At 45.6% G+C, this 25123-nt stretch carries 22 protein-coding genes; 11 read left to right on the top strand and 11 right to left on the bottom strand.

What is annotated here, in order from left to right; all coding sequences use genetic code 11:
• The 5 genes from QUA00_RS22390 to QUA00_RS22370 form a co-directional block, all read left to right on the top strand.
• The coding region (locus QUA00_RS22390; protein WP_333411166.1) for a hypothetical protein at positions 1 to 359 on the top strand (359 nt) is incomplete at its 5' end.
• Positions 360 to 425: 66 nt separating this feature from the next.
• Complete coding sequence (locus QUA00_RS22385) at positions 426 to 938, top strand: dihydrofolate reductase family protein (RefSeq protein WP_333411165.1); 513 nt, start codon at positions 426 to 428, stop codon at positions 936 to 938.
• Between the two features lie 64 nt (positions 939 to 1002).
• Complete coding sequence (locus QUA00_RS22380; RefSeq protein ID WP_333033025.1) at positions 1003 to 1338, top strand: XisI protein; 336 nt, start codon at positions 1003 to 1005, stop codon at positions 1336 to 1338.
• 82 nt (positions 1339 to 1420) lie between these two features.
• Positions 1421 to 1756, top strand: coding sequence for a XisI protein (locus QUA00_RS22375; protein WP_333289440.1), 336 nt, complete (start codon positions 1421 to 1423; stop codon positions 1754 to 1756).
• 42 nt (positions 1757 to 1798) lie between these two features.
• On the top strand, positions 1799 to 2068 hold the full coding sequence (locus QUA00_RS22370; protein ID WP_333411164.1) for a hypothetical protein: 270 nt from the start codon (positions 1799 to 1801) through the stop codon (positions 2066 to 2068).
• 251 nt (positions 2069 to 2319) lie between these two features.
• Here the strand turns inward: QUA00_RS22370 and ileS are convergent, their stop codons facing one another.
• Together ileS and QUA00_RS22360 are read right to left on the bottom strand one after the other, a co-directional pair.
• Positions 2320 to 5934 carry an isoleucine--tRNA ligase gene (gene ileS / locus QUA00_RS22365; protein WP_333411163.1) on the bottom strand — a complete coding sequence of 1205 codons (3615 nt, stop codon included), beginning with the start codon at positions 5932 to 5934 and terminating at the stop codon, positions 2320 to 2322.
• A 285-nt stretch (positions 5935 to 6219) separates the two neighbouring features.
• The gene (locus QUA00_RS22360) at positions 6220 to 6783 is read right to left on the bottom strand and encodes a Uma2 family endonuclease (protein WP_333411162.1); all 564 of its coding nucleotides are present in this window, start codon (positions 6781 to 6783) and stop codon (positions 6220 to 6222) included.
• A gap of 523 nt (positions 6784 to 7306) precedes the next feature.
• Between QUA00_RS22360 and QUA00_RS22355 the strand changes: the two genes are divergently transcribed.
• The gene (locus QUA00_RS22355; RefSeq protein WP_333411161.1) at positions 7307 to 7555 is read left to right on the top strand and encodes a hypothetical protein; all 249 of its coding nucleotides are present in this window, start codon (positions 7307 to 7309) and stop codon (positions 7553 to 7555) included.
• Between the two features lie 4 nt (positions 7556 to 7559).
• Here QUA00_RS22355 and QUA00_RS22350 read toward each other — a convergent pair whose 3' ends face one another.
• The 3 genes from QUA00_RS22350 to QUA00_RS22340 all read right to left on the bottom strand — a co-directional run bounded on the left by QUA00_RS22350 (position 7560) and on the right by QUA00_RS22340 (position 9950).
• Positions 7560 to 7970, bottom strand: coding sequence for an Npun_F0494 family protein (locus tag QUA00_RS22350; RefSeq protein WP_333411160.1), 411 nt, complete (start codon positions 7968 to 7970; stop codon positions 7560 to 7562).
• Between the two features lie 72 nt (positions 7971 to 8042).
• The gene (locus QUA00_RS22345) at positions 8043 to 8753 is read right to left on the bottom strand and encodes a DUF4276 family protein (RefSeq protein ID WP_333411159.1); all 711 of its coding nucleotides are present in this window, start codon (positions 8751 to 8753) and stop codon (positions 8043 to 8045) included.
• Between the two features lie 3 nt (positions 8754 to 8756).
• On the bottom strand, positions 8757 to 9950 hold the full coding sequence (locus tag QUA00_RS22340; RefSeq protein ID WP_333411158.1) for an AAA family ATPase: 1194 nt from the start codon (positions 9948 to 9950) through the stop codon (positions 8757 to 8759).
• Between the two features lie 223 nt (positions 9951 to 10173).
• On the opposite strand from QUA00_RS22340, the gene QUA00_RS22335 reads away from it, so the two are divergent.
• Entirely contained in the window at positions 10174 to 10614 is a 441-nt protein-coding gene (locus tag QUA00_RS22335; protein ID WP_333156201.1) for a peroxiredoxin, read from the top strand.
• Between the two features lie 345 nt (positions 10615 to 10959).
• On the opposite strand, the gene QUA00_RS22330 is transcribed toward QUA00_RS22335, so the two are convergent.
• The 6 genes from QUA00_RS22330 to QUA00_RS22305 all read right to left on the bottom strand — a co-directional run bounded on the left by QUA00_RS22330 (position 10960) and on the right by QUA00_RS22305 (position 20678).
• On the bottom strand, positions 10960 to 12237 hold the full coding sequence (locus tag QUA00_RS22330; protein ID WP_333146116.1) for a bifunctional sterol desaturase/short chain dehydrogenase: 1278 nt from the start codon (positions 12235 to 12237) through the stop codon (positions 10960 to 10962).
• Positions 12238 to 12310: 73 nt separating this feature from the next.
• Positions 12311 to 12934, bottom strand: a complete 624-nt coding sequence (locus tag QUA00_RS22325) for a restriction endonuclease subunit R (protein WP_333411157.1) — start codon at positions 12932 to 12934, stop codon at positions 12311 to 12313.
• A 427-nt stretch (positions 12935 to 13361) separates the two neighbouring features.
• Positions 13362 to 15005, bottom strand: coding sequence for a family 10 glycosylhydrolase (locus QUA00_RS22320; protein ID WP_333309929.1), 1644 nt, complete (start codon positions 15003 to 15005; stop codon positions 13362 to 13364).
• 359 nt (positions 15006 to 15364) lie between these two features.
• Entirely contained in the window at positions 15365 to 15763 is a 399-nt protein-coding gene (psb27, locus tag QUA00_RS22315; RefSeq protein ID WP_333283206.1) for a photosystem II protein Psb27, read from the bottom strand.
• A gap of 585 nt (positions 15764 to 16348) precedes the next feature.
• Positions 16349 to 17602 (bottom strand): DNA replication/repair protein RecF, encoded by a 1254-nt coding sequence (locus QUA00_RS22310; RefSeq protein WP_333411156.1) that lies wholly within the window; start codon positions 17600 to 17602, stop codon positions 16349 to 16351.
• Between the two features lie 250 nt (positions 17603 to 17852).
• Positions 17853 to 20678, bottom strand: coding sequence for a cation-transporting P-type ATPase (locus tag QUA00_RS22305; protein WP_333411155.1), 2826 nt, complete (start codon positions 20676 to 20678; stop codon positions 17853 to 17855).
• A 1285-nt stretch (positions 20679 to 21963) separates the two neighbouring features.
• On the opposite strand from QUA00_RS22305, the gene QUA00_RS22300 reads away from it, so the two are divergent.
• The 4 genes from QUA00_RS22300 (at position 21964) to QUA00_RS22285 (ending at position 25101) form a co-directional block, all read left to right on the top strand.
• On the top strand, positions 21964 to 22482 hold the full coding sequence (locus QUA00_RS22300) for a phycocyanin subunit beta (RefSeq protein WP_333146104.1): 519 nt from the start codon (positions 21964 to 21966) through the stop codon (positions 22480 to 22482).
• Positions 22483 to 22584: 102 nt separating this feature from the next.
• Positions 22585 to 23073, top strand: coding sequence for a phycocyanin subunit alpha (cpcA, locus tag QUA00_RS22295; protein ID WP_006631256.1), 489 nt, complete (start codon positions 22585 to 22587; stop codon positions 23071 to 23073).
• A gap of 148 nt (positions 23074 to 23221) precedes the next feature.
• Entirely contained in the window at positions 23222 to 24037 is an 816-nt protein-coding gene (locus QUA00_RS22290; RefSeq protein WP_333146102.1) for a phycobilisome linker polypeptide, read from the top strand.
• A 194-nt stretch (positions 24038 to 24231) separates the two neighbouring features.
• The gene (locus QUA00_RS22285) at positions 24232 to 25101 is read left to right on the top strand and encodes a phycobilisome linker polypeptide (protein WP_333146100.1); all 870 of its coding nucleotides are present in this window, start codon (positions 24232 to 24234) and stop codon (positions 25099 to 25101) included.
• The last annotated feature ends 22 nt before the right edge of the window (positions 25102 to 25123 follow it).

Here is a 25123-nt window from a genome sequence, read left to right as displayed (position 1 = left end):
AATTGCTGAAATCAGCATTTTATAGGATTCGTATGTCTATTTTCAGAATCCTATCAATAAGCGTTCAACACTTCTGGGCAGAACTGCTAAAACTGACTGCATTGATGCGCGAAACCGCCGCCCAGTTACCCGAAGACATCCGCGAGGGCGTAATTATCGATATTGAAGATGTCGAAACGGAAGTCGAGAAACCGGAGAACGAATGGAATAAAGCCAGGTTAAAGAAAAGCTTAACAGCTCTTGTCGCGTTGGCTGGTATTCTCGGTACTGGTGTGGGAGGCGCGATTGATATTGCTAATAATGCGATCGATGTCGGTCAAAAGCTGGGTATCGAACTCAAGTTACCGTCAGGACGCTAAATCATTTAAAATTAAGGTGACTGGGGCTATCATCGCCCCAATAGCCCCAAAAACCTCGGTGTTGCCATGCGAAAAATTGTACTATACATTGCATCTAGCTTGGACGGTTATATTGCGCGATCGAATGGCGATATTGACTGGCTGTTTACAGACCAAAATTACGGTTATAGTAACTTCTTAGATAGCATCGATACGGTTCTCATGGGTCGGAAAACTTACGAACAAGTTCTAACTTTTGGCGAGTATCCGTACCAGGAAAAAAAAAGTTATGTTTTTACAAAAAATCTAGATTTTCAAGCCACTTTTGATGTCGAAGTGGTAACAGATTTAGAGATTTTTGTCAATGATTTGCGCTTGCTTGAGGGCAAGAATATTTGGTTGGTGGGAGGTTCTCTGCTGATTCGCGATTTCCTAAATCAAAACTTTGTCAACGAGGTCATTCTCTCGGTGCACCCGATTATTTTGGGCGAGGGAATTCCTTTATTTGTTAATCCCATAAATACTACAAATTTGCAGTTAACTGGATGCCAGACATACAGTTCTGGTATGGTTCAGCTATCTTATGATGTCGCGACTTGAGGGCGCCCCCAATTGCTAAGTCGCTGGCACAATACTGTCAGTTGATTATCAAAATAAGTTGGCAATGGAAAAATTAATCAAATATCGGCAAATTGTGCAGCAAATGTTACTGGAGTACGGCAAGCGCAAACCTGCTCACGGAGACATTGAAGTCGAGACAATTCTTGATACAGAACGAGATCATTACCAAATCTTTTATGTGGGCTGGGACAAGCAGACTAGGGTGCATCACTGTAGCATTCACATTGATATCAAGGGCGGGAAAATTTGGCTTCAATGGAATGCCACTGAAGATGATATTGCTGAAGATTTAGTAATAGCCGGAGTTCCCAAAGAGGATATTGTTTGGGGATTTCAGCCGCCGTTTATGCGGAAGTATACGGGTTATGCAGTAGAATAGATAAGAGATATAAAAGCTGTATTGTACATAAATGGCTGCTAGAGATTTATTTTACGATGCTGTAAAAAAAGGTAATTGTGGAATGGAAAGAGTAGAGCATTACCGCCAGTGTATCCGAAAATTGCTAACTCAACAAGCAACGCTAGAAAAGCCTAATCCAGACGTTGAATGCCAGCTTGTTTTTGATTGGGAACACGACCACTATCAGTTACTCGATGTTGGCTGGGAGGGACTAAAGCGGATATACAACTGTTTCATTCATTTGGATATCAAGGATGGCAAAATTTGGATTCAGCGCAATATGACAGAAGTGGATATTGCACGGGAATTTGTGGAGATGGGAGTGTCTGAGGAGGATATTGTGTTGGGGTTGCATCCACCTTACAAGCGTCCGCATACTGGGTTCGGAGTAGCGTAAAGGAAAAGGCGATCGCAGATGATGAAATGTGTTTGCTACTTTTTGTTATTAATATCTTTTTTCTGGAATGCGCTTCCTGCTGACGCCTCTGTTTGCCGCAATTATCAAGGGCGCGAGATTTGCATTGTCGATATCAAACGCAGTGCAAAAAATTATTGGGAATACAGGGTAATTCTGAGTGTTGATGGAGTTAAACAGCCTCTGGAAATCTACAATTGCCGCGATCGCACTACAGTTAAGAAAGATGGAACTGTTTTGGCGTTTGGACAAAACAACCCTGGCGAAATCGTCTGCCGTTTTTTTAAGAAATAGCATATTTGTGACGGGCTAGAAGCCCATCCCACTCATTGTTTGATTGATTTAACTGGTTCCAAGGCTCTGCCTTGGAACCCATATAAGCGAGGCTCTGCCTCGGCTGGGAAGATGGAGGCAGAGCCTCCGGATCTGCGTTACCAGGCAGGAGCCTGGTAACGAGTAGATAGTGAAGCCATCACGGAGTCTGCGATTGCTTGGCGTATAGGTCGCAATGACAGTTACAGCGGTGTGCTGTGTACATCATACGGTTAGAATTTGTGGTCTACTGCTGAAACGCAGCGTTCGCAAATTAGCGGATGTTCGATCGACTCTGCGACGTGAGTAGAGTAATTCCAGCAGCGATCGCACTTTTCCCCGTCTGCTTTCACTACACCAATCGCCAATTCGGGAGACTGATAACTGTACGGCAATTCTTGCAGGATTGCATTCGATTCTACCAGTTCGACTTGCGAAGTAATGAACAAATACCGCAGTTCGTCTACACCGTTCCCGGTCATTGTAGAATCGTGCGTTACAGCTATTTCAGCAGGAATTTCTGGTTTGGGTTCGATCGCAACTAATTCTGCTTCCGGGATTTCGGGTGTTTCTACAAAGACTTTTTCGGCTGGGGCTGTTTGTACGATCGCCTGTGTTTCTACAAGCACAAGCGCTGTCTCTACTGGCGGTGCGAGGACGATCGCCTTTGTTTCTGCAAGCACGATCGCGGTTGTCTGGCCCAGCACATCTGCTGTCAGCAAATCAATTTGTAGTGCAATTTCTTGACGGTTGGCCGCAAACAGCAAGTGACGGAAAGCAAACCAGATTGTAAATAAGATGCCGATGACTTCAAAGAGGCCTCCCAACATCGGAATCTGATTCATCGTATCCAAAATCGCCAGCGTTACTCTGCCCGTTACTAACACAGAGGCTAACAGCCCAAGTGTTACCCAAACTTGTTGGTATTCTGTAAAAAAGTTGCCCGCATATTCAGGCAAATTAGCCACAAACTCGGCGGCTCGATCTAAGATTTGCCCAGAATCTGAAGCCGACAGTTCAGGGACAGAATACTCTACTATCTGAGAAGGTCGATCGCCCTTTTCTGCGATCGTTTCCGCCTCAACATAAATTTTGTTTTCTGTCAAGACTTTGGCAACTTTGGCCGCTTGTTCTTCCTGTTTATCTTGTGCTGCTTTTGCTTTCTCCTGTGCCGCTAACTCTATCACTGAATTTTGCGATCGCACATAATCCACCAATTCTTCGCTGCTGGGATTCAAAGCTTCCAATTGCTGTCTTTTTTCCACATCGGGAACATACACCAAAACCTTAGCTTCCAAAGAAGAACCGATCGCCTTTTCAATCCGGGCTTTTTCCAAAACCTTGTTAACTTCGCCACGCACTTGCCGCAAATACTGCCAGCGAGTAGCCAATTCTGGATTGTGCCACGAAGCATCAATTTGCACCCAGCCGGCTTCAAACACGGACTTGTAAGGAGTCGGATAGGGAAGGTACTGCCAAATATCCTCAGCCATGTGACACAAAACAGGTGCGATCGCCCTTGCCAAATTCTCCACAGCCATTGCAATCACCGTCTGACAACTGCGGCGGCGAAGGGTATCTGTCGCGCTGATGTAAAGTCTGTCTTTGGCAATATCCAAGTAAAAATTCGACAAATCCACCGTACAGAAATTCTGCACAGTTTGGAAGAATCGCGAAAATTGGAAGCTTTCAAAAGCATCTTGGACTTCCGCAAAAACTTCGCCCATTCTGTGCAGCATATAGCGGTCGAGTTCCGGCAATTCCTCGTAAGCAACGGCATCTTTTGCCGGGTCAAAGTCGTGCAAATTGCCCAGCAAAAACTTAGCTGTATTGCGAATTTTGCGGTAAACATCCGACTGCTGTTTGAGAATGTTTTTGCCCAAAGGCACGTCGGCAGAGTAGTCTACCGAAGACACCCACAACCGCAAAACATCTGCTCCATATTCCTTAATTACGACTGCCGGATCGACGACATTACCTTCAGATTTGCTCTGCTTCCGGCCTTTTTCATCTAGCACAAAACCGTGAGTCAAAACTGTTTTGTAAGGAGCAACGCCGTTAGTTGCTACACTGGTAAGCAAGCTGGATTGAAACCAGCCGCGGTGTTGGTCTGAACCTTCCAAATAGATATCAGCAGGATAGTTTAATTCCGATCGACCTTGGGCAACTGCGGCCCAGGAAGAACCAGAGTCAAACCACACATCCATCGTGTCTGTACCTTTGCGGTAAGTGCGGCCGTTATTGCGGTAAGATTCCGGCAGCAATTCATCGATCGACAATTCCCACCAAGCATCGGAACCTTTCTCGGCAAAGATGGCTTGCACATGGGCGATCGTTTCTTCATTTAACAGCGGTTCGTTGTTTTCTTCGTCGTAGAATACGGGAATGGGAACGCCCCAAGTCCGCTGGCGAGAAATACACCAATCGGATCGATCGCCCACCATTGCAGTGATTCTATTTTCCCCTTGGGCGGGAATCCAATTCACCTCGGCGATCGCTTTTAAGGCTTCATCGCGGAACCCTTCAACGGAGGCAAACCACTGTTCCGTCGCCCGAAAAATAGTCGGCTTTTTCGTGCGCCAATCGTAAGGATAAGAGTGAGCGTAACTTTCCTCTTTAATCAAACAATTTGCTTCGGCAAGGGCATCAATCACTGCGGCATTGCCATTTCCGAGGACATTTAAACCTGCAAACTGTCCGGCTTCTGCGGTGAAATTTCCGTTCTCATCTACGGGCGTTAAAACTGGTAAACCGCAGCGTTTTCCTACTATAAAGTCTTCTTGTCCGTGGCCGGGTGCAGTGTGCACCAATCCCGTACCAGAATCGGCGGTAATGTAGTCACCGCCGGCAACAATTGGACTTTCGCGATCGAACAGCGGGTGTTTGTAGATGCAGCCTTCTAATTCTTTGCCTTTGAAGGTGGCCAGTATTTTTAATTCAGTGTTAAAAGTTGCCGACAGCCGATCGACCGCATCGACAGCTACTAACATAAATTGTTGTGCGATGTGGGAATTTGCCGGCGGTTCCACCACGGCATAAGTCAGTTCGGGATTGACGGCGATCGCCAAGTTTGCCGGAATTGTCCAGGGAGTAGTCGTCCAAATCGCCGCCCAGAGGCTCGGCATATAGCGCTGTAGGGGCGGTGCCCCCGTGCCCGCCTTCTTCGACTGCAAAGATTTTGACAATTTTTTCACGTGAAAGCCGACGTAGATGCTGCGCGACGTGTGGCCTTCGGGATATTCCAATTCCGCCTCGGCGAGGGCTGTTTTCGAGCTCGGACTCCAGTGAACAGGTTTGAAGCCTCGGTAGATGTAGCCTTTGAGCACCATTTGACCGAAAACGCCGATTTGAGCGGCTTCGTATTCGGGTTTGAGGGTTAAATACGGGTGTTCCCAGTCGCCCCAAACCCCGTAGCGCTGGAAGGATTCGCGCTGCTGTTCCATTGTTTGCTGCGCGAAGGCGGCGGCTTTGCGGCGGAGTTCGATCGGCGTAAGATTTAGCCGCTCCTCCGATTTCATGTTCTGCAATACTTTAAGTTCGATCGGCAATCCATGACAATCCCAACCGGGCACGTAGCGGACTTTTTTGCCGCGCAGCATTTGGTAGCGGTTGATAAAGTCTTTGAGGATTTTGTTGAGGGCGTGGCCGATGTGGAGTTGTCCGTTGGCGTAGGGTGGCCCGTCGTGCAGGATGAACAAGTCGCCTGGGTTATTTTCCGAAAGCCGATCGTAGATTTCTTGATCTGCCCAAAATTGTTGCAATTCTGGTTCCCGCTTGACGGCGTTGGCGCGCATATCAAACTTGGTTTTGGGCAGGTTTACCGTGTCTTTGTAAGATTTAGCTTCCATTTTTGAGAAACGTTTTATGTAGTTAGTTGTTAGTAGTTAGCGGTTATTTGAGAGATGATATCAAGTCCGGTTAAATAATCATAATTAAGTTTGTAGTGACAACTTTAGTCATCTCTCGTCATTGAAGAGCTGACAACCAGATATTTTAGTATAAGCGATCGACCGCACATTTGATCGAACCAAATCCGTAGAACTCTCTCTCTTCTCTTCCTCTGCGCCCTCTGCGCCCTCTGCGGTTAAATCATTCCGGTCGAACCATAAACAATATCACAAATCGACCTTGGGCTATTCCGTTAGCCAACTGAACATTTGACCGACGGTGAGATTGAAGGATTCGGCAAAGGTTGGAACGGGGATGCGATCGCCCGGTTCTTCAAAAACTGCTATGGTGCGATCGGCAAAATAGACAAATACCAGTTCTTCTTCCGGGTCAATCAACCAGCCCATCTGGGTTCCGTGGCCGAGACTGTGGAGAATGTTGCGGACGACTTTAGTTTGACTTTGGTCGGGGGAAAGAATTTCGATTGTCCAGTCGGGGGCGATGGCGAAAGTGTTGGCTACTTCGCCGTTTTCGTCGCGGGGAATGCGTTCCCAGGTAAAGACTGCAAGATCGGGTACTGTCGATCGACCGCCAAAGGTACAGCGCAATTCTGAATAGGCGCGGGCGATGCGTTGGGCTTTGAGTACCCGGTTAATGTCAGCACCCAAATCGCTTTGAATTGTGCTGTGTTTTCCTTGGGGCATAGGTTTTTGGATAATTTGACCATCGATGAATTCGCTGGCGGGTTTGGTTTCCGACAGTTGGAGAAATTCATCGAGACTCAAAGGTTTAGAAGCGGTTTGAACCATTATTTTAAGTTGATTTAAGTTTAATTTGTATTAGTTAAGCGATCGGGCGTTTAATTTATACTCACATTTTGCACCCTTGTTAAGAACAGGCAAGATGCCTATTCCACAAAAAAGCATAAATTTGCTTGTGGGATTCTCCGTGAAAGAAAACACACCCCAGTCCTTCTAAGAAACTCAAGTGAGATCGCGGTCTAACTCGTTTGACGGCGAGTCCGACAGGGATTGAAATCCCTGTCTCATAGCGCAAGTCCTCTGCAAGAGGACTGAGGATGTTGATTAACGTGAAATGCGAAACTCAACATCAAGTTGAATTTAGACTTGCAGTCGCTTTTATGCAAAACTCAACATCGAATTGAATTTAAACTTGCAGTCCGACAGGGATTGAAATCCCTGTCTCATAGCGAAAGTCCTCTGCAAGAGGACTGAGGATGTTGATTAACGTGCAATGCGAAACTCAACATCAAGTTAAATTGAGACTTGCAGTCGGTTTTATGCGAAACTCAACATCGAATTGAATTTAAACTTGCAGTCGGTTTTAACCGACTTTCGCTATGAGACAGGGAATTCATTCCCTGTCGGACTGTGGGAATGTCGGACTGTGGGAATGTCGGACTGTGGGAATGTCGGACTGTGGGAATGTCGGACTGTGGGAATGTCGGATTGTCGGAATGTCGGAATGTCGGACTGTGGGAATGTCGGATTGTCGGAATGTCGGAATGTCGGACTGTCGGAATGTCCGACTGTCGGACTGTCGGACTGGGACAAGCAATAAACGCTTAAAGAAACAGTCCCAACCCGCGGCTAACGGCATTTCCCATACGATCGCACAATGACGCGGCCGGCACTCCCTGTCCTTCCTGTTCCCATTTTTCCACGAGTTGGCGGCCCAGGGGCGTGAGGCGAAAACTGTCGGTAATCCCTTGTCCGTCTACTTCCCGCCGCAACACGCCGACTTGGATCAGCCAAAGTAGCGAGTTTTCGGCTACGAGTTCGGATACGGGCGATCGGGTGTAGCCGCTTTCAACACCGGAATTTGAGGCGATCGCAGTTAGGAAAACACTGTTATCGCGGATTGTCTGAAAGAAGTGTAATTGAAAATGGCTGCACCGGACGGCGCGATCGGCTCTTTTTACGGTGCGGCTGGGATAACTAATAGATTTAAACGCTTCGGATGGGATAAAAGTCATTGAGAGAACATCTGAACAGGTACTATATTTTTAATTGTTACAGATTATATGGTAAGTTTGGCGGTTGATTTACTAAACCAAGAAACTATCTATCTCATCAATAAACCTTTTGAGTTGCTTAACACTGTTAACCAAGTGCAAATACAAAAGTTCATAATCAAGATTATTTATAATCTCTTGCGAAGCTTTTTCACTTTTATCATAATTTCTACTTACTAACCGATAAATTTCATCTAAATCTTGACTAGGACGTGCCCTTTGTTCAGTATCGATAATTCTTAGGTCTAAACCACATTTTTGTAGGATAAAATCACAGGTTAAACGATTATCTATTTTAGCCAAATAATTCCATTCTGCTAAAAACCATGCTTCAATTTCCATTACAGCTAAAATTACAGAAATTGGGACTCCTATTTTTTGCAAAGGTTTCAAAAATCCTCTGATTCCTGTTTCTATTTCTTCTTTTGTCCCTAAAGGTATTGGGTATAAATCTCTAAGCCCTAAAATTTTTTCATAACCATTCTTGATTAAGCTCTGATGCTGTTTTCTGATATCAGAAACTACATGAGCATCATTACCACAATCATATAAAAGGACAAAAAAAGGAGCATTTTTTATGGTACTTAATTTATGTGGTTGAATTCTACGATTAGCTTTGCCACCTTGAAATTTATAAGTTTCAATAGATATTTTTTTATAACCAGCAATTTCCTGAAATAACCTTTCAACAAATATCTGTTCTGTTTGTCCTTCAACAAAACAAGCAATTTTCTTTGGTGTCATAATTTATGCTGCCTCTTCATCACCTTCTTTTTGTAACAAAAACTCACTGGTGAACAAATCAAAGTTATTAAGTCCAATAAACTTAAACTCCTCAATCTTCTCGCGTGAATTATAAATATTATGTAATTTTGCACTTCCAGGAGCTCGTTCAATCAATGACCAATATTCTATCGGAACACCATTCATAATAAACTCATCATTGGTAGTCATAATAAGTTGAATTAATCCTGTTTCAGCTTTTTTTATTAGAATTTTAATTATAGAGGAAGAGCGTTGATAATCTAACCCTTCTCCAATATCATCAATCACAATACAACTAGGTTTACTCGCTAGTAAAGAGTAGTTAATTTGAATAAACAATGATAAAGCTCGAAACATTCCTTGTGACATTTCTGATTGTTCTGTAACCGAAGTTAAATCTTCTTCCTGAATATATAAAAATTGTGGTAAGTTATCTGGGCTATCAACAGCAGAAATATCGGGATTGATTAAAGATGGCACTTTTGTGCCAATCTCTGATAATTTATAACCAATTTCTCTCATGTCACAGAGAATTGCTTTTATAAACTCATCGCCTATTTCCTGTTTTCCAATCACAAATATACCGACCACAAAATCAGAATCTTTGAAATCAGTTTTATTTTTCAGTAATTCCATTGTGGAAGGAATACGAGCCATCGTATTTTTACCTAGCTGTGCTCCAAACTCATAAAATCTTAGGGAACTAGACCATTGATATAAATTCTCTAAAAATGGATGCTGAATAGAATCTCTACGCTTAACAACTGCGAGTTCTGTTTTGTCAGTTTGAAAATCAATATTTTGGTCAATTTTCTTGGCGAATATAGTACCTTCACCTGATTCATCCCTATCTAAAAGTGGCTTATCGCTTTTACTGCCTATAATTAATTTTTCTTTAATTACAAGACCTTTCTCTATTTTCAATATATATTCTGTTTTTTGTTCAGGCAGATCAGTATCAAACTGCAAATGCCATTCATAGCTTTTGGGTCGGGGAGCAAGAGATCCACTTTCTGATAGTAACTCGGATAGAGTATGTATTGCCCTCAAAATTCTTGATTTACCACTAGCATTTTTACCCACAATTAAATTTGTTTGGCTTAATCGACATTCTTCGACTCGCCATTCACCAGGCAGACCTTTATTGTACACATAGTCAAAAATATCTAGCTTCATATTTTTTTTACCTTGATTACAAAATTTTTATAATAAGATGAAACACTTATAATCTAACACGCGATCGCCCGCAAGTCAACGCAGAAAATCGCCCAATCGAACTATTTCCAAGCGCAAATTTTCCTTGGGATGAACTCAATCCCGAACCTCGCATTCAAAAGATTGACGGTAGTAGCACAAAATCAACTAAAATAGGTTGGTAAATCCCAAGAAAAACAAAACTATGACATTACCAGTTGGGTGCGCTGCCCCTCAGTTTACCGCCAAAGACACCAACGGCAACACCGTCTCCCTCTCCGAATTCGCCGGTAAAACCGTAATTCTGTATTTCTACCCCAAAGATGACACCCCCGGCTGCACCAGACAAGCCCAAAGCTTCAAAGCAGCCCATGAAGAATACAAAGGCAAAGATATAGTAGTTCTCGGTGTCAGCCGCGACAACGAGGAATCGCACCAAAAGTTCACAGAAAAATACGGTTTGCCTTTCCAGCTATTAGCAGATGTTGATGGCACGATTACCAAAGCTTACGATGTCGAGAAAGGCGATTATGCCAAGCGCGTTACTTTCGTCATCGACGGCACCGGCAAAATCATTCAAGTTTATGAGGGCGAAACCATGAAAGTTGACACTCACGCTCAAGATATTCTTGTCACCATAGTTTAGTCGAATTTTAGCCGATCGCACTAACACTCCTGCACGCACCAAACGGCTAAAAACCCGGTTTCTTACTAGATGCCTCGTTGCTATAGGCAATATTCTCGTAGGAACCGGGTTTTTTTAGTAAGGAATGAGAATTAAATAACTTCCACTCTTGAAAGTGGGATGGGGGTCCCGCCCGTCCAAAAAGGACGGGCGGGACGCCCATCCCACAATAACAATTAAAAGTGTAAGTTATTTAATTCGCGATCCTTAGTCGTGACGATGCGATAAACGCTTTAGTTTTGTGGAATTTAGCAGCAGGGCGGACAGTCACAGCCGCCGCCCCTGCGGAAACCCGGTTTTGGTTGATTAATTAATCTTAGATTCAACGCTAGATTTTTCCGATGTCGCCACTGCTTTAATCTCTGAAATCGCTTTCCGGCTGAAAATTTGGAAGTAGAGGGAAACAAAAAACTCTTTGACTGGAAAAATGATAAAAGTCAAAGGATTAATTGTCACGATGATATTGCGGGCATCAGCTTTAGCTTGTTTGACAACTTGCTGCGCTACCCAGTCGGGAGACATGATGCCGATCGGGTTTAAGTTGCTTTTAAACGGCCCTAAAATCAGTTTGCGAACGATGCAGGGTGCGTCTAGCCGCCGCAGGGTGACTAAATCTCCCAGGGCGCGTTTGCTAAGTTCGTACAGGGGACTGACAGCGGGAATTACTTCTGCTTCGGAAGTGTTGATCCAGACTTCTTTGCAAGCGATGTTTTCGTTAGTGCGGACTGTTAAGAAAAAGAGTTCCATCAGCCGCCACGCGGAAAAAGTGTTAATTTCGTATGAGTTTGCGATCGCCTCTCCTGTTCTTTCTCCGTGTACATTAATCCCGTGATTAATGACGAGAATATCGATTTTTTCTAAAAATAGGGCTAAGTCTGCCTCTTGGCCAGCTTGCCAAGTTACGGTTTTTATAGGTAAACTTTCGCCGTCTAAATTCAAAGTAACTTCCTCATTTCCAGAGGAGAGGGCGATCACTTTTGCACCAGCTTTGTGCAGGTGTTTGAGAAGCGAACGACCTAAAGTTCCCGATGCACCGGTGACGGCTACAGTTTTGCCTTTGAGAGAAAGTGCTGTACCCATAAGTTTATCTATTAAGGTGAAAGTACCGCAATAGTAAGCATTTTGATTGTCGAAGTGATGCCGCCAGTGATAAGGTTTATTAACTAACCACTTGCCAGGGGGAGTAAGGAAGTCTCCCGGTTGGTGGGTGATGTCGGTTAATTCGTCTGCGCCTTTGATGCCGCACCCGCGGGCGATCGCGCTCAACAAAAAGCCTAAAGTATAAATACAACCGGCGGCTGCACCCCAGTGATATTCCGGCAGCCCAAAATAAGCTACAACCCACAGCAACAAGCCTAAAACCATCATCGCCGCACCTTCGGGCACGTCGTGACGCCAGTGTGCTTGCTTGTAAATAGTTTCGCTGACGGGGGTCAAATTCGGGCGGAAAACGCGGTGATGCCAAGTGTGCAGCTTTTGTAGGGGGGCCCAATAATGGGACACGACGTGATAAAAGTCTCGTATTATTTCTGCCCAGCAGACAGAAGCTATTGCCACAGCGCCGACTATCCAGTAATTTACCATGCTCACATTAGTTTGAAATTTGAGATATTAGAGATTGTCTGTTTTGAAAGATAACTCAAAATGGCTTTTATTGCTAGTCTGGAAGTTGACTCAGGCGTTTTAAAATCTGCAAAACGCGGTACAATTCATTGCCGGGATTGGAAATAACAAATTCAGCCGATCGCGCATACTGGGGAGTTTCGCCTCTAACTAACTTGACAAAATTGAAGTTAGCACCTGTGGAAATCATTCCAAAAGTAGGAGTTTCTGGGTTCGGATCTGCCAGCATATATGTCAGGAGTTGTGCGAGTGCTTCGTCAGTTGAAAACGAAAGTTGTTTGGATTCAATTACTGTCACCCACAAGTTTGCTTTCATAATTAGGGTATCTATTCTGCCTTCGATGATTCTGCCTTCGTCTTCCTCTTGAATTGCGATCGACTTTTCGGCTTTGACTTGAAAAGGAGACTCATACAGACCGGCAATAAACAAAATGGGGCTGATAATTGTTAGCTTGACTGCATTTTCCCATACAGGCGGGTTATCTACCAAGTTGAAGTATATGTCTTGAACGCGATCGAGCAATTGTTTTTCTGAGTCTGTTACTTCGGGTAAGTTTTCTTGCCATTCTCGGAAAAATTCGCTGTTACGAACTCGCTGTAAACCGAAGTTATCGATTAGATAGCGGAGGTTGACATCTCTTGCTTGTAGTTTTTGCATTATGATTAATAAAGGGTTTTATGGTTATTAATAACTTTAGCAGAATTTGGATTTTTAACCGCAGATGAACGCAAATGAACGCAGATGAAATTCTGAGTAAGTTAATTTGGCCCAGATGTCTGTTCATTGGGATTTGCGATCGGCAATTGGCTGTTTTTGTCCCGCTTGCATTTCCAGCAATTTTTGAACAATCTCATTATGCCTGATTGTTCAGCTAGGTCGAAAATTTGGTAAATTAATTTTTTTTGCCAAAGGTCGATCGCACTCAATCAATACTGAGGCAAAAACCGGGTTTTTTTTAGGCAAATCAATCGTGGTTCGCCGCCGATTCCGATAGAAAAACCCGGTTTATTGATCCAAAATCTACGCTTTTAGGCTCCGCAACCATAAAACTAGATGATGACACCCTGTGCGTCCAGAAATGTATCTACAATCTGCAAGTTTGCCGCGCTCTTTCATCCTCCGGTTCTTGCCACCCAAAAGCAAAATGACTCACCGCATTAATTTGCGGCGTCGCGGCGCGAATTGCCTGCATTTGAATCTCCAAAGACGGCCGATTTTTAAGAGGTTTTCCCCAATCTCCAGCAATGGCAGGAATAATTTTTGCTCCCGGAGGCGCTAAACTCACTGTCCGCTGCACCTGTGGCACAATGCAGCTTACATCCCCGCAATTTCCGTAAGACATGGCGTGGAATTCCATTGCAGCCGGAAATGTGTCCCAAGGCTGCAACCTCGAATCATATCCCCCTTGATTTATCGCTTGATTTGCAGTGGGAAAAAACACTGCTCCTACAGGAATTCCCATCCTTTGAGCGGGTTGAATTGCTATCCCCAAAAAATCTAAAATCCCTTGTACTGCGTGAGCAACGCTCAGTTTCCACAGGTCTTTTTGCAGAGTGCCGGTATCGGGAAGCGGCGGTGTCGGTTTTGGTGTCGGAGTTGCAGGGTTTGGCTTGTTAGTGGCGGGAGTTGTTGAGGCCGATCTTGATGCGGCATTCGGCCTTCTAGAAGCTGTAGTTGCTACTGACATCGCCTGCGGAACTCGACCCTGCCAAAGAGGTTCTCGCTCAGTTGGATACTGTTTGACTACTGCTTGAACGTCATTAGGATTGATAAATCCCTTAGTCAAATATCGCTGAATTAAATCTCGCCCTTGCTGATTGCTAGCCCGCTGCAAAAGAACTTGCTGCGATGCTGGGCCGTAAATCCACAAGTCTTGAACTTTGGTAGCAACTGAAGCGGGCCCGATGCCCCTTAGATAGCGAATGTAGTCGAATAACATTCCTTGCGGCTTGCGCTTGACTATTTGATTTACTAACAAAGTATAGTCTTGCCGTGCTTGTGGGTTGTACGGATCGATAAAGGCTTGATTGCCCGGAACTTCTCCGAAGTCCTCGTTAATTGCTGCCTCTTCGCTTACTGTTAAACTTGTCTGATTTTTACCGTTGATAGCGAGGGTTTGCTGTCTGTCTGGACGCTGAGAATAGCTATAGCCAAAGTTCATGGTAAATAACCAGGCGTATACTTTTAAACCTCGCTGTTTGCCTTTGGCGATCGCCTTTTCTAACAAATCGTATTTCTCGTAACCGCGATTTCTCACAACAGAAGGCCAAGCCGTTGGATTGTCTGCAACTGGGAGCAGCACTTGACCATCGTAAAATGTTTCTATATAGACTTGGTTGTAGCCTTTATTCACAACTTTGTCTAATACTCGATCGAGTTCTCCGGGTCTGACATCGCAGGGATACAAACGCAGCCAAATTGCTTGGGTTTCGGGCCAAGTTTTTTGGCGGCATTCTGCTATTTCCCGCGCGTGTTTGTTCAAAACAGCAAAATATGCTTGCTGAGATTCCCGTTTTCCCGACAGCGCGGCGCGGCGCAAGTCTTCTTTTTGATTGACTTGTTCTGGGGATAATTGGCAATAGGCTGATGTTTGGGCAAAAGCTGGTTGATTTCCGATAAACGGCCAAACAAGCTGGCTGATGAAGCTACTGGTTAAAACAGCAGTTACCGCACTTAAAAAGCGTCGCTGGTGTTGCAAATTCGCGATGCGAGTTGGTGCAATTTTCATGGGAGAGTTGGATGGGGTTTTCTGGTTTAAATTGGGTGACGATCGCATTTTGCCGATCGCGCTCAACAAGCAGCTACAAATTTTCTACTTTTTTCGGTTGACTTAGTTATGGCACAAGTCGATCGCACAAGGCAAATTCTATCTGGCGGCTATTTAAATCCAATAAGGGCGATCGGGTAAGACAAGACTCCGCGATTAAACGGTTTTGCAGTATTTTTTCCCTAAATGCTGCATAAAAAAGCGCCTGGATACAGTGGGCGCTAAAAGCAGTTGATATTTCTACTAAAAATTGTTAACACTCAAATATCAAGGATGAAAGATGAATTATTAAAATTTATCCTTGATCCTAAATTTTGAGATTAAGATCCTCTGTTAAGAGCAGCTTCTACTTGCTGAAATTCTGACTCAAGACGCTTTTTCAATTTTTCAGGAACGGGACGGTTTGGATAGGAACTGTAATGTCCGGCCAAAGAGTTTAATGCCGTCCGCATTGTCGTGAAAGAGGCCAGCTTGGTAAGAGCGGGATCGCGGCGGTATTCAGCAAAAAAATCGTTGATACTTGTGCGAGCCTTGGCTTGAGCGGCTGCTTTTTCCGGCGTGCCCTCTGGCAAAGTGAGCGCTGTTCTCAAGCTCTTAACTAATGCTAATGTGTCTTGACCATAATCTCCACTCAGAGTGGCGGGAACATTGGTACAGCCCGCTACGCCGATGACAACAACTAATACCAGGGCTAACAGACGGGAAATGTAATGCTTCATAAAAAATTCGGTAAGTGGGAAACTCAGTCACGAAGAGTGCTGAGAGGGAAACGACTCGGCGGTTGAAACCGGCGTGAATCTTTCCATTACCGCCTTGGGATTGCTAGATTCGGTGTACTTTTGTAGTGTACTTTCGATGGGACAATTACCATCTCAAACTTCGCAACCCTGTACGCATAATGTTCGCTCTTTTATGAGCCTCCCTTTCGGGGTAATGTTAGCTTCGACAAAGTTAACGGCCGGTACTATATCTAGGACACTGATTTAACCCAATAAGTCTGTTTAATCCTAAATTTCTAGAGCAAGGAACTAGCTTCGCATCCCTTGGTAGGTCTTTAAACTCTTACCGTTAACGTAGTACGCGAGGTACTTAGTCTGGTCAACTGTGGTTTAAGTCTTAGGCTAGAAGCCCAGTGTCTTTAGACCTGGGTCGTTGACAAGGGTTAGAAAAATGGAAGCGAAAGCTGCAATCAAAATTAACCTTTATCCTATCTCGAATTGAGGTAATAATGCCACTTTCTACATTTTTTTGTTCTCATACCATGAAACAGAAAATTTGTCAATCTAAAATCTCAAATCTCAAATCTAAAATCGATTGATTTGTCCAGCAACGACGGAGAGAATTTGGGTTTGTCGCAGCCACTGAGCATCAAAAGCGCCTAGGTGAGTTGTAGTAATCAGAGTTTGAAATCGTTCTTGAATTGTTTCTAAAAGTTGATTTTGGCGGCTCAGATCGAGTTCTGCAAGTACGTCGTCGAGCAACAGTAAAGGCGCTTCACCGACGACTTCTTCAATAAGCTGCAGTTCGGCTAATTTTAATGCTAATACCAGAGTTCGCTGCTGACCTTGGGATGCGTATTGACGAGCTGGGGTATTGTTAATGGTAAATGTAATGTCGTCGCGGTGGGGGCCGACTAAAGTGGTTCCTTGAAACTGTTCTGCGATCGCCCTTTTTTGAATTTTCTCTAAAAATGCTTGCCGCACTCCTTCGAGATTATCTTTAGCGATAAATTCTGAACTTACTTCAATATTAGCATCGTATTTCACATCCAAAACTTCTGCTGAACCGCTAATTGAACGGTGCCAATTTCGAGCTAAAGGCATCAAACGCTCCAAAATTCGATCGCGCCTGCGGATGACGCGAGCGCCCGCTGTAGCCAACTGCGCGTCCCACAAAGCTAATTCTGAACTGGGAATTGGGAATTGGGAATGGGGCATTGGGCATTGGGCATCGGGCATTGGGAATTCTGTGATATTTTGGTCTTCGGGAGTTTCAGATCCGATAAATCGCATTTTGTCAAAACTGTCGGAAAATTCCGCTTTCCTGATTTCTTTAGAACGTTTCAACAGAGCGTTTCTCTGGCGCAAAATTTGGTTGTACTGCTGCAAAATGTGAGCGTAAATCGGTTCTAACTGGATAACAAGGCGATCGATCCAATTGCGCCTTCCTTCGGGCCCGCCGCGCACTAAGTCCAAATCCAAACAAGAAAATTGCACTACATTTAAGACGCTCAAAAAGTCTAAATGGCGGCGCAGCGGTTCACCGTTGAGCTTCAGTGTCCGACGCGCCCCAGAGCGAAGAGTTAAAGCTAAGTCGATCGCTCCGGTTTGACGTTCGAGTGTAGCATCAATTTGCCCGATCGGCTTTGAGTCGAGTATTAAATCGCGATCGCGCCCTACCCTGTGGCTTTTTAATGTGGAAAGCAACTCTACCGCTTCTAACAAGTTAGATTTTCCTTGAGCGTTATTTCCTACTAAAATGGTTTTGGGAGCGTCAAACGCTACCTTTTGATCGAAGTAGTTCCGAAACTGCCGTAGGTGCAGCGTTTTCAAATACATAATATAATGACTGTTGACTGTTGACTGTTGACTGTTGACGTGGGTTATTGATAATCACCCTGCCAGAAAAATCTTTATTTTTCTTTGTATTTTTAAAACATAGTTTTTTCAGTCCTCATAGCGAGGACTTTTGCTTTGAGGCAGGGGTTTTTAACCCCTGCGGGATATCTTGCGGATGTTGAGAAGAGCGCGGAATGATAGCCATCTAACGAATAATGAAACATCGCTCACTATCCGTCAGCCGTTAACACTATTTCCTAGATTTGTTGTAAAAGCGCACAAACAGTTTTTCCATTTCAATCCAGACAAACATCAGAGCGCTGAAACCGAAGCAAACTAGCAACTCAAACCCCGTTAAATAATGAGTGCCGAAAAAGGCTCTCAGTGGCGGAACGTAAATCAGCATTAATTGCAGCATAGTCGTCACAATTACAGCCCCCCACACAAAAACATTAGTGAAGGGATTTAACTCGATAGTTAGCTGAGTGTTAGACCGAATTGCGATCGCGTGACCCATTTGCGCCAAACAAAGAGTTGTAAACACCATTGTTTTCCAAGCTTCGGGATCTCCAACATGGTTAGGGTTGGTGGTATATCCGTAAGCCCAGGACATCATTGCGATCGTCAAAATTGCAAAAATAATCCCGACCCGAATCATGTAAGAACCCAAACCCCGCGCAAAAATACTTTCTCGCGGACTGAAAGGAGGCCTTTTCATCACGTTCGGTTCCCCCGGTTCCACGGCCAAGGCCAAAGCGGGAACGCCGTCTGTTACTAAGTTCATCCACAAAATTTGCAGCGGCGTCAGCGGCACTCCTCCCAAACCCATTAAAGGTGCGGCCGCAATTGTCAAAACTTCGCCGATGTTGCTGCCCAAAATGTACTTAATAAAGCGGCGAATATTGCTATAAACCACTCGCCCTTCTTCAGCGGCGGCGACAATAGTTGCGAAGTTGTCGTCGAGGAGCACCATATCGCTAGCTTCTTTGCTGACATCGGTGCCGGTAATCCCCATTGCGATGCCGATATCGGCTTGTTTCAAGGCGGGGGCGTCGTTAACGCCGTCGCCGGTCATGGCGACAAATTTGCCCCAACTTTGCAAAGCTTGGACAATCCGCAATTTGTGTTCGGGGGAAACGCGGGCGTAAACGCTAACCTGTTCGACTTGCTGTTTGAGTTCTTCTTGGCTGAGCTTTTCTAATTCTTGACCGGTGAGAACTCGATCGCCCTCTGTTGCAATACCTAAATCGTAGGCGATGGCTTTTGCAGTCAACTGGTGGTCTCCTGTAATCATCACCACCCGAATGCCTGCATCGCGGCACTTCCTCACTGCTTCCCGCACTTCCGGGCGTGGGGCGTCCAGCATACTGACGAGTCCCAGCCAAATCATGTCTTGTTCGCTGGTTTCCTCAGAACCTTCGGGCGGTATGTTTTCCCAGAGTTTGTACGCAAAGCCGAGGACTCGCAAACCGCCACTTGCCATGTTGTTGTTTTCGACGAGGATGCGATCGCGCATTTCCTGGGTTAAAGGTTGTACTCGATCGCCGACTATAATGCCTTTGCAGCGTTCCAAAGTCAACTCTGGAGAACCTTTGGTCAGCATCAAATAATTGGGCTGCTGTCCTTCAACTGCTGGAAATCCCGAATGTCCCGATCGGCCGGGCACTTCGCAAATCACGCTCATCCGCTTGCGTTCGGAAGAAAAAGGAAATTCCGCCGTCCGTGGCAGCAATTGAGACTGTTTTTCCTTATAAATGCCTGCTTTTCCGGCTACACAAAGCAGAGCTCCTTCTGTGGGGTCGCCTAAAATCTGCCATTCTTGCTTTTCTTGTTGCAATACTGCGTCGTTGCAAACTGCACAGGCAATTAATAAAGATTCGAGTTCTGGATATTCCTCTAAATTATTAATTTTGGCCGATGTCAGGCGATCGGTAAAATCTCCGATCGGGGCATAGCCGTCGCCTGCTACGGCGACTGTGCAGTCGCCCGTCGAGACTAGCTGAACTACCATTTTATTTTGAGTCAGGGTACCTGTTTTGTCAGAACAAATGGTAGTAACTGATCCCAAAGTTTCTACTGCAGGCAGTTTGCGAATCAGGGCGTTTCGCTTCACCATCCGCCTAGTTCCGAGTGCCAGAGTGACTGTCACGACTGCTGCGAGTCCTTCGGGAACCACAGCCACAGCCATGCTTAGAGAAACTTCTAACAACTCTTCAAACCTGCTGGTATCGAACCCGATGCCGCCGTTTTGGAAGGTAATCATGCCGCCGATGACGACTATTGCGACTAAGGCTAGGGCACCGGAGACTAGAACATTTCCCAACTGGCTCATCCGCTGTTGCAGGGGAGTCGGTTCGGTTTCTACTGACTGAAGCATGGTGGCAATTTTGCCCAGTTCAGTTTTCATTCCGGTGTTGGTGACGATCGCCTTTGCTCGTCCCTGAACAACTTCTGTGCCCTGAAAAATCAGGTTGAGTCGATCGCCCAAGGAAGCATCTTCTGGAAGTTCTAGATCGGCTTGCTTGGTTACTGCTAGGGCTTCCCCTGTCAAAGCAGATTCTCTGACTTGCAGATTTGAGGTTTCGATCAAGCGTGCGTCTGCTGCTATTTTTACCCCAGCCTCCAACAGCATCACGTCTCCGGGTACGAGTTCCTTGGCTGCTATTTCCGAAGTTTTGCCGTCCCGCACGACTCTGACTAGGGGGGAAGCGAGGTTTTTGAGGGCTGCGAGGGCTTTTTCAGCACTTTGCTCTTGGAAATAGCCGAGAATGCCGTTGAGTATGACGATCGCAAAAATGGCGATCGCATCTTTGGGAAAAGTATTCGACCTGATGTCCAAGAAAGCCGAAATCACGGCCACACCCATCAGCATCAACAACATGATGTTGGTGAACTGATCGACAAAAATCGACCACGGACTGCGGCCTCCTGTTTCTTCGAGTTCGTTGGGGCCGTATTGCTGCAAGCGTTCTGACACCTGTTGGCTGCTCAAGCCAGCGTCTTTGTTGCTGCTGAGCTGCTGGAGAGTTTGGTCAATTGCTACGGTGTGCCAAGAAGAGGGAGAATTTGAAGACATAAATTACGATCGAGCGTGGGGCATAAAGGTGGTTGTGGCCGGACAGCTACAGCCGATCCATCTGGCTGATTACAGTAAGAGAGTTTTAAGTTTTGAGTTCTGAATAAAAAACTGTTTAACTTGGGACTGGTTTGGGGCGGTTCGATGCCGGGGAAGCAAAAAGCTTTTAACTTCAATGCGTCTGGTGGCTCGATCGCGCCGTTTGTAGACCTACGGCTGTTTTCGTATAGTAAACGAATTCTTGTAAACTCTTAGAAGATAGCGGTAGACATTGGTAGTATGTAATAGGATAGGCTACCGTTTAAAACCAGCGCCGAAGCATCGGACTAAGCGAAAAAGTTTCGTAGTAAGCGTAACGGCTCAGCCCCCAAAAACGTAACGCATTGAATAGCGCTTTCAATATTTTGTTGAAAGCTTTGAGAGATACCTCCCTATTAGGGATCGCTAAAAGCGATGCCCGATCTGCCATACACAGTATATCGAGGCGCAATCCTGGATTTACCGGGTTAAATGTATCTGATAGCACCTATCCACCTTACTACTAAAAATTAGCAATTTCTTCGGCTTTTACCCAATGCCCAACGGCTGAGTTTAGTCTTCAAATGGTGATATTTCCGGCAAAAGCTGAGGCTCTGGCGAGGGGCTTCACAATCTTGGGGATTTTTCCCACACCGAATTTTGCAGGCCTCCTGACATTGGGCAGAATTTTTGCTTTTTTCCCTATTCCCCCAGCCTTCTTTTACGAAAACTTTAATTTACTTAATACTTCTTAACAATTCCGATTTTCCAGAGAAAGCCAACAAAGGCGATCGGCCCACGGGACGGTTTGGGGGGGTTCTACCCCCACAGCAGGGCGATCGAAGCAAACTCTTCGTTTACGGATGCCCTCGCGCATCTACCCTCGGAAGGAGATTTGCCCGCAATTGCACCCCAAATATTTACCTTCTTAGAGAGATAAGTTTCTGTAATAATTTGTAATAAACAAACGCAGGCGAGCATTGTATAAAGATTATCAGAGGGTTGAAACGACAGGCCAAAGTTAACAAAAACCCTGATTGACAAGGTTTGTCGCATCTCATAAAAGGTGTAAAATTTTCTAAGGTTTCTTAAACCTCCGTTGCAATGTAACAATAGTGCAGGTAGCGGAAAGGGAGAGATCGATGGGACCAGCAGATTAGCTGGCATCAAATTTCAACCCTTGCAGGCACTCGTAGCCTGAACAAATTTAACTTAACGGTTTTATACCGCAACCAAACTCAATTAACTCAAATAGGAGAGTTCTTTCATGTTTGACGCATTTACAAAAGTGGTTTCCCAATCAGACGCTCGCGGCGAATTTCTAGCTCCGGGTCAACTAGATGCTCTCAGCAGCATGGTTTCCGACGCTAACAAGCGGATTGATGCAGTAAACCGCATCACCGGCAACGCATCCAGCATCGTAGCCAATGCAGCTCGCACCCTGTTCGCCGAACAGCCTCAACTGATCGCTCCTGGTGGCAATGCGTACACCAACCGCCGCATGGCAGCTTGCTTGCGCGATATGGAAATCATTTTGCGCTACGTCACCTATGCAACATTTGCAGGCGACGCCAGCGTTTTGGACGACCGCTGCTTGAACGGTCTGCGTGAAACATACCAAGCTCTGGGAGTTCCCGGTGGCTCAGTTGCAGCCGGCGTGCAAAAAATGAAAGAAGCAGCGATCGCGATCGCTAACGACCCCAACGGCGTTACCCGTGGTGATTGCAGCTCGCTGATGTCTGAAATCGGCAGCTACTTCGACCGCGCAGCCAGTGCAGTCGGCTAAAAATAGCCAAGCGAACCTTTCTTGTAAAGAAGCGAGCATCGCATTTTTGCAAACAATCATTTTTGTACAAAAACAACACAACATTAGGGAGAAACCAGAACAATGAAAACCCCTTTGACTGAAGCAGTAACCGCAGCCGATTCTCAAGGCCGTTTCCTGAGCAGCACTGAACTGCAAGTCGCCTTCGGACGTTTCCGCCAAGCAGCAGCCGGTTTGGAAGCAGCCAAGGCTTTGACCGCCAACTCTCAGCGCTTGATCGACGGTGCAGCTCAAGCTGTGTACAACAAATTCCCGTACACACAACAAATGCAAGGCCCTAACTACGCTTCTACCCCAACCGGTAAAGCCAAGTGCTCTCGCGACATCGGCTACTACCTCCGCATGGTAACCTACTGCTTAGTTGCAGGCGGCACCGGTCCGATGGACGAGTACCTGATTGCAGGTGTTGACGAAATCAACCGGACATTTGAATTGTCTCCTAGCTGGTACGTTGAAGCTCTCAAGTACATCAAAGGCAACCACGGTCTGAGTGGCGACGCTGCAACTGAAGCGAATTCCTACATCGACTACGCAATCAACGCTCTGAGCTAGATTTGCGTGATGCCCGGAATTGTAAGCTGCTGTTAGCTTAAGTGTTAGCGGTTGTTTAGAATTCCGGGCATCTGCGATCTAAGCCTAGTTTTGCAAATACTTTTTTAAGCAGTTTTCAGTTTTTAAAGCAAAAAAGGGAGAAGCAAAGATGGCGGGATTAGGTGCAGCAGAACGGTTGGGAATAAAAGCATTTGAAGAAGCGGGACGGGTAGAACTGCGCCCACACTGGACGCAAGACGATGCGAAATCAGTAATTCGCGCTGCTTACAGCCAAGTTTTCGGCAACGAGTATTTAATGTCGAGCGAACGACTTACCAGTGCTGAATCTCTGCTGATGCAAGGGCAGATTTCAGTGAAAGATTTTGTGCGGTCAATTGCACATTCCGAAACTTATCGGAAAAAGTTTTTTTATCCGAACTCGCAAACGCGGTTAATTGAGCTTAATTACAAGCATTTGTTGGGCCGCGCTCCTTACGACGAGTCGGAAATTGCTTTCCACGTTGATTTGTACAATGCAGAAGGCTACGAAGCTGAAATCAATTCTTACATTGACTCAGTTGAGTATGAAGAAAATTTTGGCGAAAGTATAGTGCCTTACTATCGCGGTTTCGCGACTCAAAGAGGTCAAAAAACCGTCGGTTTTAACCGGATGTTTCAACTGTACCGGGGTTTTGCTTCTAGCGATCGCTCGCAAAACCAAACCCAAGCCCGCCTGACTTGGGAAGTAGCGAGAAATATGGCTTCGCCGATATACACGGCCTCCACCGGAAAAGCCCTTGGCGGCATCTCCGGCGGTTCTCGCGACCAACTCTACCGAGTCACCGCAATGCAAGGTTCGGCTAAGTTTTCCCCTCAAGTGCGCCGGACTACGACGGAATATCTCGTGCCTTACGAGCAACTTTCGAGCCGCTTGCAGCAAATCAACAAACGTGGCGGCAAAGTGGTAAGTATTACCACAGCTTAAAGTTTGTGTATAGACGTTTTTTTTGAAACGTCTTTAGCAAATTAGGACTAAGGCTAAAAAATTCTTCAATTTTATGTGGATATGTAAGGTGTGCAGTGTACACCCTACTTTGAGGCATATTATCCTTAGTCCTAAAAATTTCAAGTGCAACCAAGCATTAAACTTTTGTCATTAATAATTTAGGAGAAAATCTGGTGGCGATTACAACAGCAGCGTCCAGACTAGGAACATCCGCATTGAGCGATGCGCCGAAGGTAGAACTGCGCCCAAACTACACCAAAGACGACGTTGAAACTGTGATTCGTGCGGTTTACCGTCAGGTGCTGGGCAACGACTATTTAATGAAATCCGAGCGACTTATAAGTTCCGAGTCTTTGCTGCGGGACGGCAGTTTGACGGTACGAGAATTTGTACGCGCTGTAGCTAAGTCAGAACTGTACAAAACCAAGTTTTTCTACAACAGCTTCCAAACTCGGACGATCGAACTAAACTACAAACACTTGCTCGGTCGCGCTCCCTACGACGAATCTGAAGTAGTTGAGCACTTAGATTTGTACCAAACACAAGGCTACGACGCTGATATTGATTCTTACATCGATTCAGTAGAGTATCAAGAAAACTTTGGCGAAAGTATCGTCCCTTACTACCGCGGCTTTAACACCCAGCGCGGTCAAAAAACCGTTGGTTTTACCCGGATGTTCCGCTTGTATCGCGGCTATGCAAACAGCGATACATCTCAACTAGAAGGCAATAACTCTCGCTTAGCTGTCGAACTCGGCACTAACACCGCTACGGCTGTAGTTGGGCCTTCTGGCGGTAACGAAGGTTGGGCATATCGGCCTTCTGCTAGAAACGTAACTCCCAGCAGCACTTTCGGCGGCGCTGCTGCTTACGGCAAAGAAGGACGGCTGGTGCGCGTGGAAGTTTCGGGCATTCGCACGGGCGGCTATCCCAGCGTGCGCCGCAGCAGCAAGGCTTTCATCGTACCTGTTGAGGAGTTGTCCTCGCAAATGCAGAAATTTCAACGCATGGGCGCGAAAATCGCCAGCATTACTCCCATTTAGTCATACCAATTTAATGTGAAGT

The organism is Microcoleus sp. T2B6, assembly GCF_036700475.1.
GTDB lineage: Bacteria > Cyanobacteriota > Cyanobacteriia > Cyanobacteriales > Microcoleaceae > Microcoleus.
Note: the sequence above shows the minus strand (reverse complement) of the source record. Positions and strands in the feature narration are given on the sequence as shown.